A 12,311-nucleotide genomic window follows, 5' to 3' on the forward strand; every position below is an offset into this window, starting at 1 on the left:
TTCTTGTCTCTAGTTTCTTAATGGTTTTCCTTTAGTTAACATATACTGAATTCTCTCTAAAGTCTTTCTCTCAGTACATAAACTCAAGAAAGCTTCACGTTCGATATCTAATAAATATTGTTCAGATACTAAAGTTGATTCAGATAAATCACCACCTGCCATTACGTAAGCCAGTTTGTTAGCAATTTTTTTATCGTGCTCAGAAATGTATTTTCCGGCTTCCATTTGGTCCGTTCCTACTAAGAACATTCCAAGAGCTTGTTTACCAAGAACCTTAACATCAGTTCTTCTGATAGGTTGTGTGTAACCCGCTTCTGCCATTAACAAAGCATGTTTTTTAGCTTCAGCAATCTGACGATCTTTGTTTACTACAATAACATCTTTACCATGTTGAAGAAGTCCGGTATCAAAAGCTTCGTAACCAGAAGTCGAAACTTTTGCCATAGCAATCGTTAAGAAATACTCTTGAAGAACGTTCAATTCGACATCGTTTTTGCGGAATAAATCTGAAGCTCTCAAAGCCATTTCTTTAGATCCACCACCACCAGGAAGTACACCAACTCCAAATTCAACTAATCCCATATAAGTTTCTGCTGCAGCAACTACTTTATCAGCATGTAAGCTCATTTCGCATCCACCGCCAAAAGTCATTCCGTGAGGCGCAACCACAACTGGAATAGAAGAATAACGAACGCGCATCATCGTGTCCTGGAACATTTTGATTGCCATGTTCAACTCGTCATATTCCTGCTCAACAGCCATCATGAAAATCATTCCGATATTAGCTCCCACAGAGAAATTCGCTGCCTGATTACCAATAACCAAACCTTGATATTCTTTTTCAGATAAGTCGATTGCTTTATTGATCGCGGCAAGAACGTCGCCACCAATCGTATTCATTTTAGATTGGAATTCTAAGTTCAAAATTCCATCTCCTAAATCCTGAATGATTGCACCACTATTACTCCAAACTTTTTTGCTTTCGCGAATGTTGTTCAGAATAATGAATGCATCTTGTCCAGGAACTTTTACTTGTGATTTTGTTGGAATGTTATAGAAATAAGTTGCTCCTTCTTTTACAGAATAGAAACTTTCGCTTCCGGAAGCTAACATTTCAGTAACCCACGCAGCTGGCTCTAAACCTTCTGCTTTCATGATTTCGATTCCGTTTGCAACACCAATCGCGTCCCAAATTTCGAATGGACCATTTTCCCATCCAAAACCAGCTTTCATCGCATCATCAATTTTGTATAATTCGTCTGAGATTTCAGGAATTCTGTTAGACACATAAGCAAACATTCCAGAGAAACTCTTACGGTAGAATTCTCCCGCTTTGTCTTTTCCTTTTACTAAAACTTTAAAACGATCAATAGGTTTATCAATAGTTTTTGTTAGTTCAAGTGTAGAAAAACTTGCTTTTTTAGCAGCGCGGTATTCTAATGTATCTAAGTCTAAAGAAAGAATATCTTTATCTACTTTTTTGTAAAAACCTTGTCCTGTTTTACTTCCCAACCATTTATTTTCCATCATTTTGTTGACGAAATCCGGAAGTTTAAACAATTCGTGTTGTTCATCTGTCGGGCAGTTTTCATAAATACCATTGGCAACGTGCACCAAAGTATCTAAACCAACAACGTCAACCGTACGGAATGTAGCCGATTTTGGACGACCAATTACCGGACCAGTCAATTTATCCACTTCTTCAATCGTTAATCCCATTTCTTTTACCAAGTGGAACAAACTCTGAATGCCGTAAATACCAATTCTGTTTCCAATAAACGCCGGAGTATCTTTAGCAACAACAGATGTTTTTCCTAAAAATTTAGAACCGTATTCGTTTAAGAAATCCAATACTTCAGTTGAGGTTTTTGGACCAGGAATAATTTCAAATAATTTTAAGTAACGCGCAGGGTTAAAAAAGTGAGTTCCGCAGAAGTGTTGTTGAAAATCTTCGCTTCTACCTTCGCTCATAAAATGAATCGGAATACCAGAAGTGTTTGAAGTAACCAAAGTTCCCGGTTTACGGAATTTCTCGATTTGTTCAAAAACCAGTTTTTTGATATCCAAACGTTCCACAACAACCTCAATAATCCAGTCAACATTGGCAATTTTCGCCATATCATCAGTCGTATTTCCAGTCGTGATTCTACTGGCAAATTTCTGACTGTAAATAGGAGACGGTTTCGATTTTAATGAATTCGCCAAATGTTCGTTTACCACACGGTTGCGAACGGCTTTACTTTCAAGTGTTAATCCTTTTTTAGCTTCAGCTTCTGTCAATTCACGTGGAATGATGTCAAGAAGTAAAACTTCAACACCAATATTAGCAAAATGACAAGCTATCCCTGAACCCATAATTCCGGATCCAATTACAGCAACTTTTTTAATTGTGCGTTTCATATTTGTAAAATTTGTTTTTTGGGTAGAATTTGAATTTTCTCTTCAAGAGAGATTATTCATTTCCTGTGTTTTCTGTTTGATTAAATATATTTTTGTCCTGAATCAATTCGTTGATGATTTCAGAAACTTCGATAAAATGTTTCAGCTTTTCATCAGAAACATGTTTTCTAATCGTTTCATTAAATTTCAGAACTGTATTTTTAGATAAATCTCTTTTTTCTTTTCCAAATTCCGTCAGGTAGATCAAAACGCCACGGCCATCGGTTGGGTTTTTTTTGCGAACAATCAAACCTTTGTCTTCCATCGATTTTAATGTTCTGGTCAGGCTCGTAGCTTCCATTCCCATTCTTGGGCCCAAAGCGGTAGACGGAGTTCCTTCTTCTTTGTCAATACTCAAAAGTGCAAATCCGGTCGCCATTGTGGCATCGTATTTTGCAGCTTCTTCGTTGTACATTCTTGATACAGCTTGCCATGTAGCTCTCAAAATATAATCTATTGTTTTCTCTTTCATATGTAACTATATCGATTTCAAATATAATCAAAAAATACTATGCATGCATATTAATTTATGATAAATTTTTGGTTAGTAAAAAAATAACTCTGATTTAGAGTGGTTTATGGTTTAATTTTAATTGAAATATACTATTCTTTTTTGAGATTTTAACAAATTTAATGCTGTAAAAATCGTTTTATGGTTTTAAATTAAGATTTAATTCTACATTTTGTAAAAAATCATGCGTTTAATTCAGTCTTATCTTCACGACTATAACGCGAAATTGCCTTTTCAAGGATCTTTTTCATACGATTTCGTAGATTCTCAGGTTTAATTACTTCAATGCCATCACCAAAACCTAACAGAATGCGTTCCATTTCGTAATTAGGAGAAATTAACAAATGAACGATAATACTTTTGTCCTCATTTTCTTTAATCAGTCTTTGCGTGTTATGCAAAGGTTTCGTTAGAACATAAGGTGCATTTACAGCATCAATCCAAAGTTCGATTTTTCGTGGCGGCAAACCTGTATTTACCGTAACGCCAATTACATTTTTATAAAAAAGTTCCGCATCAAAATCTTCTTCTAAGTAGGGAAGATTAAAATCATAATCTATCGCTATAATTCTGTCGAGCGCCAAATTGGTAATTGGCTGAGAACCTTTTTTCTTTCCTATTAAAAACCATCTGTTATTAAATTCCTTCAGGATAAAAGGATGAAAATGAAATTTATTTTCCTCTCTCGATTTAAACGATTTATACGTAATCACCAGAACAATCTTCTTAATAATCGCCTGATAGATTTCATCCAGATAATGCAAACCTTTCAATCCTTCGTTTTTATCCAGATAAATAACCGGTTTTGTATGCGATTTCTCCGAGTAGATTTTATCCTCCAGTCGCTGCAGAATATCCGATACATCATTAAACAAAGAAAAATCCTTAAATTGCTTCAACATCGAAACAGTTTCCGTCAAAACATTCATATCCGTTTCCGTAAGCGGAATATCGGTTATAGAAAATTCATCGTCTTCATATTTATAATACTTTTTATCATACACGACAATTGGCGCATTATAACCCAGTTTTTCACTCCGCATCAGCTGAATATCCATTTGAATCGTTCGTTTACTAATTGGGTTCTCCCGACCTTCATATTCAAACAAAGCTTCAGAACAGCATTCTATTAAATCCTCCAGAGTCCATTGCCTGTATTTATTCTGCAGACATTTGTCAATGGTTTTGTACCGTATTAAGGCGTTCTTGTTTTGAGACATAGTTTTAGGGTTTTTGCCACGAAGGCGCTAAGGCACTAAGTTTTTATTTTTTTTGCCACAGATTATAAGGATTAAAAAGATTTTTACCCATTTTTGTCATCCTGAGGAACGAAGGATCACATCCAATATTCCTCAAAGAGGATTTCCAATCTTTGTAGAGTTTCTTGTGTGATCCTTCGTTCCTCAGGATGACAAACAGTGCGGTTAATTAATACTTTAAATAAAAACTTTGTGACTTCGCGTCTTTGCGAGATTATTTTTTGCTTTCTAAAATGCTTATCTCTTTTTCAATATTATTCCTTGCTTTCTCTTCATACAATTTTCTAAATTCCTCAGTCTGAAAAATAAATTCATGCTCCAGAAAATGTTTCAAAGCTTTTGCACGTCCGGGTTTGTATAGAAAATCAGGATAAATGCGATATTCTTTTCTAATTTGTTCAAAATAGATTTTATAATCGTCCCAATCTCGGGCGAGAATCTTCAAATCAAAATCTATTAACCAATTAATATCTTCAACTTCATTATGCTGATGTTGTTGCGTAGCACAAATGGCATCAAAAACCAATTGTTTATTTAGTGTTGTATTTTCAGGTAAAATAGCCAAAGCATATTCGGCACTTTTGAGTTCATTATCTTTTTTGGAAGCCGAATAAATAACATCATGATAAAAAATAGAAAATAATATTTCGGTTGGGTTTTGAAGTTTATCAAAATAAGTTTCATAACATTCAATCATATCCTTAATATGTGTCAGATTATGATAATGTCTTGATTTATTCGAATAGGCCTTTTGTAAATCCAGCCAGTTTTTCTGAATGTCATTTGCTGAAAAGCCAATATTCGAAAGTAAATCAGAATACGTTTTTTTTAAATCCATATTTTTTTTTGTTTAAATCTTATTTCAAGGCTTATGGGGTGTAATATTTATAGGTAATTCTATTTCGAATTGTAATTAGCTCCATCGGAGCGATATATTTATAGCAATTTATGACAAGAGCATCAAAAGCTCCGGCGGAGCGACACTTCGGCTTTTATATTTAATCAATAAAATATGTCACCCCGCTGGGGTTCTTGAAAATTATTTTGGAAAAATTATTATAAATATTTCGTCCCTCTGGGACTTTATTGGTTTTATTAAATCTAAAAAAAATTATAAATGTGCCGTTTCTAATAGGGCTTACGCGATTTTTGCTAAATAATATTTACTCAAATATAAAATTCTTTTTTTACTGCGCAAAATAATTGCGCAGTACTTCTGAAATCTTTGCTCAGGAAATAACAAAAACAGTATTTCTAAAAAATGAAACAAAATTTTACTACGCAAAATAATTGCGCACTAGTTTAGAAATCTTTGTTCAGAAATAAAAAACAAACGTTCATAGAAATTAAAAAATAATAAAGCAGGTCAAGTTTGAGTTACTTCGAAACACTTTCCAACGTACTACTTACACCATTACCTTTTTATTCAATTAAAATGAAACAGTAGCTCAGCGGTTAGAGCAGGTAGTTTTGAAATTATCCTAACAGGTCAATCAAAACTTACTTCGTACACTTCTAATGTCCGGGTCGTGGGTTCGAATCCCACCTGTTTCACAATTAATGGTCAATTAAAACTTACTTCAGACAATTGGTAACTTTCGGTTCGAGTCCGAACAAGTTTTAAAATCATCATTGATAAAAAAGGAGGGTCAAGATTAACTTACTTCTCGGGGAAACCCATCAGATAAAACAGTTCATCAATTACACTCCAATTTCAGGTCAAGTGTTTCTTACTTCAAAACTCTTTTAGGTAGAAATCAGAAACACCATTATCTAAATTTTAAAAATTAAAAAAATGAAAACACAAGAATTATTAAAAATCAGTTTGCGTCAAAACGCTATTTTCATTCCATCAGAAATGATTTCGAATGATATCAAAAAATTATCAGGATCAACATCGGTTTTTGTGGCCAATGTTTCAAAACTCGGATTTACGTTTTCCGAAGCTTTATTACACGCTTTAAATAATGTAAACCCGAATTATAAATTAGAAGTTTTAGAAATTCTAAAAGAAGTTTTAGGAACAGATAAAAACTGGGCGCCTTTGGTTAAAGAATGGAATATTGCAACCGGAGAATCTGCCATAGATCACGTTGCGACTTTTTTTGCTAATTTTTTTCAAACAAAAAACGGAACGACTTTGCAATGCGGACATATTATCCCAAACAATACTTTTCCTTTAGAAAGATACAATGGTTGTCCGTTTTGCGGAACTCCGTTTGAATTTGGAAAAATCGAAAATTACGGACAAGGAAGTAAATTAAAAGTTTTGGATTTATGGTCAGAAAAGGAATTGGAAGATTTCTATAAATCGTTATTGCAATCTAAAACTGCTTTAGATGCTACGCAGGCAGATAGTTTAAAAATGGCTTTGAAATATTTGCCATTACCAAAAGTTGATATCGCAATGAAGGAAACTTTGATGTTGGTAATCGATGTTTTAATTGAAGAAGGTCAAGCCGAAAATGCGTCTCAGTATTTTAAATCGCCAACAGATATCTTAAGATATTTATGGTTCAAGAATACAGGATTGTTGCAAATTATTGAGCCAAAAACCATCATCAAACGAATATCTAAAAACGCAACTCATTTTTATAATCCTTTAGATACAAGTGCGCAGGCGAAAGTTGCGTCTCAAAAAGATTTGAAACTTAAATATTCAAGAAAAGAATGTTTAATGGTGGCCAATTGGTTGAATAATCTTGATATGGATGTTGAAACAATGTGCGAAATCATGCACCCAAAAAGAGGAATGTGGGTTCGTTTTATCAGAGCGTTGCGTTTGGCGGAGTACAGCAAAAGAAAAGGTTTTGAAAAATTAGCTTTTGTAATGGATGTATTTTACAATCAGGTATATGATGTTTGGCAAAGTAAAGTAAACTCTTCAAGATTAAAATTTGATGCCGATAAAACATTTGCATTATTAAAACAACGTCCGGGATTGTTTGCGCGTTCGTTATTTTCGAATATGCTTTGGTTTGGTGCAGACGAAACAGTTGCTCATTTCGAAGAAATTATAGATAAAGTTCCTGCCAGATTGGTATTTACTTTGAACATGTATGCTCAAAATTATTTTGATAAAAACATGCAAAGAAGCGTAAAACCTTTAGGCGGAACGAACAAACGAATTCCAGCAAATGGTTTATTGAATTTGTACAACGAAGAGCAATTAGAGGCGATGAAAAATCAAATCGAAGCATTGTGTCTTTTGGCTATGAAGAAAAGATTTGCCGCAATCGCAAACCCAAACAAAACGATCTATATCGATCCGCAATTGTTTAATATGCCAGTTTCGATTGGTGATAGAAGCGAAAATGTTCAGGATTTACCGGTTGCTTTAATGGGAACACGTTTCCCTATTGAAGGAAACGAAGTGCGATTGTTCATGCAATGGGGTGCAGGTTTGCCAGCGCAACACCTGGATATGGATTTAAGCTGTCATATTGCGTATGAAGATAAAGCCGATATCTGTTCTTACCACCGATTGGAAACTATTGGTTGTAAACATAGCGGTGATATCAGAAGTATTCCGGCTAAAATTGGAACCGCTGAATATATCAACATCAACATTGATAATTTGGCAAAAGCCAAAGCAAAATTTGTAACTTTTACTTGTAATGCGTTCAGCAACGGAAGTATCACGCCAAATCTTGTTGTGGGTTGGATGAACAGTAAACACCCGATGAAAATCTCTGAGAAAACCGGAGTTGCATACGATCCGTCTTGTGTAGATCATCAGGTTCGTGTAACACAAAATGTTGCCAAAGGTTTGGTTTTCGGAGTATTGGATGTAGCCAAAAGAGAAATCATTTGGTTAGAGATGACCTTCGGAGGACAAGTTGTTCAGGGTTTGGATTTTAAAGGAGTTCAGGCATTATTGGCGAAACTAAGCAGCAAATTGAATATAGGTAGCTTGTTACAACTTAAAGCGGAAGCACAAGGTTTAACCATCACCGAAGATCAAAATGCCGATGAGGTTTACGATGCACAATGGGCGATAAATGCTGCGGCAGTTACGCAATTATTAATTGATTAAGGAGGAAAGGGGCAAAGGCTCAGGGTTGCAAAGGGACAAAGGTTTTTGTAGAGACGCACTGCTGTGGGGCTTCGCCAAGTTTTTGTAAAAGTAATAGACGTACAGTTTGTCATTTCGACGCAAGGAGAAATCCTCGCGAGAAGCTCGACAAAGATTGGATTATAGTTGCGGAGTTACGTGCGAGGATTTCTCCTTGCGTCGAAATGACATAAAATGCGAAATCTGCGTAAAAACCTTTGTCCCTCTAAACCTTTGCAACTTTGTCCCTTTAAAAAAAAATACTACGCAAAATAACTGCGCACTACTTTTTGAATCTTTGTTTAAAGATAAGAACTAATGAATAAAACGCTTTTAAAAGAAATGATTTCAAAAAATTATGTACGGGTAAATAAACATCCCCAACATGATTTATATATTTATAATTATACCCAAAATGCTCAATTTGAGAGAATTTGGAATGAGGTAACTTTAGCGTGCAGAGGTTTGATTTTAGATAAAAACGAAAACGTGGTTGCACGACCTTTTCCTAAGTTTTTTAATTTAGGGGAAATGGAAAATCAAATTCTTCCTGAATCGACTTTTGAGGTTTACGATAAAATGGACGGTTCAATGGGAATTTTGTATTGGATTGATGACGTTCCTTTTATGGCAAGTCGTGGTTCTTTTTCAAGTATTCAGTCGGATAAGGCGAATGAAATGCTGCACGGAAAATACAGAAATTCATGGTCGCTTTTGGATAAAAATAAAACTTATCTTTTTGAAATCATTTATCCTGAAAACCGAATTGTTTTAGATTATGGCGCATTAGAAGAACTGGTTTTACTAGCCATTATCGATACACAATCCGGAGAAGAATTTCCGTTGGAGGATATTGGTTTTCCTGTAGTTGAAAAATACGACGGAATCAAAGATATTCTGACTTTAAAACAAATGGATATCGCCAATAAAGAAGGTTTTATCATTAAATATGCGAACAACTTTCGGGTAAAAATAAAATTTGAAGAATACCTTCGTTTGCACCGAATCATCACTCAGGTTTCGAATTTGAATATCTGGGAATATTTGAAAACCAACCAATCAATGGAAGAAATTTTGGAACGTGTTCCGGATGAATTTTTCGATTGGGTAAAGCAAACCAAAAGGGATTTAGAAAATAAATATTCGGTAATAGAAGTTCAGTGTAAGGCAGATTTTAAAGTTTTGGAATCACGTAAAGAAACTGCTTTGTATTTCATGACTTGTAAATATCCGGGCGTATTATTTGCGATGCTGAATAACAAAAATTATTCGGAGATTATCTGGAAAATGATTCGCCCTACATTTGAAAAACCGTTTAATAGAGAAGAAGAATAAAATGAGAAAAGTAATTTTAATGAAAGGATTGCCGGGAAGCGGAAAATCGACTTTGGCAAAAAAGATAATTACAGAAAATCCTGAAACCTACAAACGAATCAACAGAGACGATTTGCGCGCGATGTTTGATAACGGCAATACTAGTGATAAAAACGAAAAATTCGTTAAAAAAGTTCGTGATTTATTAATCGTAAAAGCTCTTGAAGAGGGAAAAAGCATTGTTATCGATGATACCAATTTATCTGAAACAAATCTTAGACGTGTTTCTCAATTGGTTCAGGAATACAACGCAAAATTCAATGAAAAGGTTGAAGTTGAGGTTATGGAAGTTAATACAGATGTTGCGGTTTGTATCGAAAGAGATGCTTTGAGAGAAAAACCGGTTGGAGAAAAAGTGATCAGAAAAATGCATCGACAATTCTTTAAAGATTCACCGGAATACGCAATCCAAAACCCGGATCTGCCAAAAGCAATAATCTGCGATCTTGACGGAACGCTGGCTTTAATGAACGGAAGAAATCCTTTTGATGCCAGTAAATGTGATGAAGACGAAATCAATAATCCGGTGGCGAACGTGTTGCGAAATTACAAGAAATTGGGATATAATATATTGCTGGTTTCAGGAAGAGAAGATCAATACAAAGAACCAACATTGCGATTCCTGAAAAAACACGAAATCGAATACGACGACCTGATCATGCGTAAAACCAAAGACAGCCGAAAAGATTCGATCATAAAAACCGAAATCTACAACGAGTTTATCAAAGACAAATACTTTGTAGAATTCGTTCTGGACGACAGAAATCAAGTTGTCGACACCTGGAGAAATGATCTGAAATTACCTTGTTTTCAGGTATATTACGGGGATTTTTAACTTGAAGATGCTGAGGTTCTAAGTTGCTACGATACTAAGGGAAAAAACTTTGAGGATCTGCTCTTGATAGCTATCGGGATTGCGAGATTAAATCCAGACAAAGAGAACAAAAAACTTAGCGTCTTAGTGTCTTAGTGGCAAAAAAACCAGACAAAGAGTACAAAAAAACTTAGCGTCTTAGTGTCTTAGTGGCAAAAAAAAACAGACATGGAACTAGTAAACAAAGACTTCGAAATACTCACAGATTACATTCTGACCTTTCATTTTTATAAATACCTCAATATCGATCTAATCGAAGACTGGGCAATCGAATTGATCAATTCCGGTTATGAGAGTGAAGCTATTTATAACTTGGCTTGTTTCTATAAACCAATTGATTCTGATGAAGTTCAGCCTTATCTCGAAGCCGTTCTCTCAGAATTGAATCTAATAACAAAAAACAGGGAAGAATCTCAAAAAAGTCATATAAGATATTTTCTAAATAAATTAGTGAAACATGAAGATGTGAGAGGTAACCTGAAAAGAATGCTGCATTTGTATTGCGACTTTGATGTAGACAAAGACATAATAGATTTGTCTGTTCTTGATGACGCTTGGGATGATTTGATAGCAGGCCAGGTCAATTGGTATTATAAAGATGTTAGTCTGGATACTATCGAACAAGAAGTTGTAGTAATGGCCCAAAAATGGCTTTATGAAAATTGATAGAGAAGGTTCAAAGGTTTGTTCTCATTTTATGTCATTTCGACGCAGGAGAAATCTTCGTTGCAAGATCGACATAGAATGGCTTTTGATTGCGGAGCTACTTGCGAGGATTTGCTTCGCCTGTTCGCTATCGCTCGGGTCTCCTCCGTCGAAATGACAAACTTTGTGTTAAAAACTTTGTGCCTTAGCGCCCTAGTGGCAAAATAAAAATAATAATAAAAGGTTCCAAAGAGGAAAAAAGACTTAGCATCTCAGCCTCTCAGAACCTTAGAACCTTAAAAAAAATGACATACATAGATATAGGAATTAATTTAACCAATAAACAATTCCAAAACGACATAGACGATGTTGTACAAAACGCTTTAGATGCCGACGTATCGCAAATGATACTCACCGGAACAAGCGTAAGAAACAGCGAAGAATCTTCACGAATAGCAAAAGAATATCCCGGAATATTATACGCTACAGCCGGAATTCATCCGCATGATGCGAAGAGTTTTGATGCGCAGAGCATTTTGAAACTGCGGAATTTATTAAAACAGAAACACGTCGTTTCGGTAGGGGAGTGCGGACTCGATTTTGATCGTGATTTTTCGCCCAGAAATATTCAGGAAATGTGTTACAAAGCCCAGTTAGAATTGGCGATTGAAGTTCAGAAACCTTTGTTTTTGCACGAAAGAGCTGCTTTTACAAAGTTTATGGACATTACAAAAGAGTATTTGCCACAATTGCCAAAAGCCGTTGTGCATTGTTTTACCGGAACTTTACAGGAAGCCAAAACTTATCTCGATAACGGATTTTATCTGGGTTTTACCGGAGCAATATCCGACAGTAAACGTTTTGATCATTTAAAAGAAGTGATTCAGTACGTTCCGCTAGACCGAATGATGATCGAAACCGATGCGCCATTCATGCTGCCTAAAAACGTACCAAACAATCTCCTGAAAAAATACCACGAACGCCGTTGCGAACCTGCTTTTCTGCCTTTTGTTGCAGCAACTGTAGCGCAGTTTAAAGGAGTTTCGGGGATTGTGGTTGCGGAGGAAACTACGAAAACGGCTAAGGAGTTTTTTTTTTTTTAAATATTTTCACTACAAAGTCAATAAATTTAAGCCACCTCTTTTGTATTATTAA

General features: G+C 35.2%; 9 protein-coding genes and 1 tRNA gene. 6 read left to right on the top strand and 4 right to left on the bottom strand.

What is annotated here, in order from left to right:
• Window positions 1-9 precede the first annotated feature (9 nt).
• From ACIDC4_RS07990 to ACIDC4_RS08005, 4 genes are all read right to left on the bottom strand, one after another.
• A complete protein-coding gene (locus ACIDC4_RS07990; protein WP_412042512.1) occupies window positions 10-2,400 on the bottom strand; it encodes a 3-hydroxyacyl-CoA dehydrogenase/enoyl-CoA hydratase family protein in 2,391 nt (796 codons plus the stop codon).
• A gap of 52 nt (window positions 2,401-2,452) precedes the next feature.
• On the bottom strand, window positions 2,453-2,911 hold the full coding sequence (locus ACIDC4_RS07995) for a MarR family winged helix-turn-helix transcriptional regulator (protein WP_230040039.1): 459 nt from the start codon (window positions 2,909-2,911) through the stop codon (window positions 2,453-2,455).
• A gap of 221 nt (window positions 2,912-3,132) precedes the next feature.
• Window positions 3,133-4,170 (bottom strand): helix-turn-helix transcriptional regulator, encoded by a 1,038-nt coding sequence (locus ACIDC4_RS08000; protein ID WP_412042511.1) that lies wholly within the window; start codon window positions 4,168-4,170, stop codon window positions 3,133-3,135.
• Between the two features lie 253 nt (window positions 4,171-4,423).
• Window positions 4,424-5,047: an HD domain-containing protein gene (locus ACIDC4_RS08005; protein WP_412042510.1), complete on the bottom strand. Its 624-nt coding sequence runs from the start codon at window positions 5,045-5,047 to the stop codon at window positions 4,424-4,426.
• 599 nt (window positions 5,048-5,646) lie between these two features.
• Here ACIDC4_RS08005 and ACIDC4_RS08010 point away from each other — a divergent pair.
• The 6 genes from ACIDC4_RS08010 (at window position 5,647) to ACIDC4_RS08035 (ending at window position 12,259) form a co-directional block, all read left to right on the top strand.
• Window positions 5,647-5,763, top strand: a tRNA-OTHER gene (locus tag ACIDC4_RS08010).
• A 241-nt stretch (window positions 5,764-6,004) separates the two neighbouring features.
• On the top strand, window positions 6,005-8,245 hold the full coding sequence (locus ACIDC4_RS08015; protein WP_412042509.1) for a hypothetical protein: 2,241 nt from the start codon (window positions 6,005-6,007) through the stop codon (window positions 8,243-8,245).
• Window positions 8,246-8,581: 336 nt separating this feature from the next.
• On the top strand, window positions 8,582-9,598 hold the full coding sequence (locus ACIDC4_RS08020) for an RNA ligase (protein WP_412042508.1): 1,017 nt from the start codon (window positions 8,582-8,584) through the stop codon (window positions 9,596-9,598).
• A 1-nt stretch (window position 9,599) separates the two neighbouring features.
• Window positions 9,600-10,472, top strand: a complete 873-nt coding sequence (locus ACIDC4_RS08025; protein ID WP_412042507.1) for a phosphatase domain-containing protein — start codon at window positions 9,600-9,602, stop codon at window positions 10,470-10,472.
• A gap of 207 nt (window positions 10,473-10,679) precedes the next feature.
• Window positions 10,680-11,177: a DUF2247 family protein gene (locus tag ACIDC4_RS08030; protein WP_412042506.1), complete on the top strand. Its 498-nt coding sequence runs from the start codon at window positions 10,680-10,682 to the stop codon at window positions 11,175-11,177.
• 284 nt (window positions 11,178-11,461) lie between these two features.
• Window positions 11,462-12,259: a TatD family hydrolase gene (locus ACIDC4_RS08035; protein ID WP_412042505.1), complete on the top strand. Its 798-nt coding sequence runs from the start codon at window positions 11,462-11,464 to the stop codon at window positions 12,257-12,259.
• The last annotated feature ends 52 nt before the right edge of the window (window positions 12,260-12,311 follow it).

Source organism: Flavobacterium sp. C3NV, assembly GCF_046825355.2.
Lineage (GTDB): Bacteria > Bacteroidota > Bacteroidia > Flavobacteriales > Flavobacteriaceae > Flavobacterium.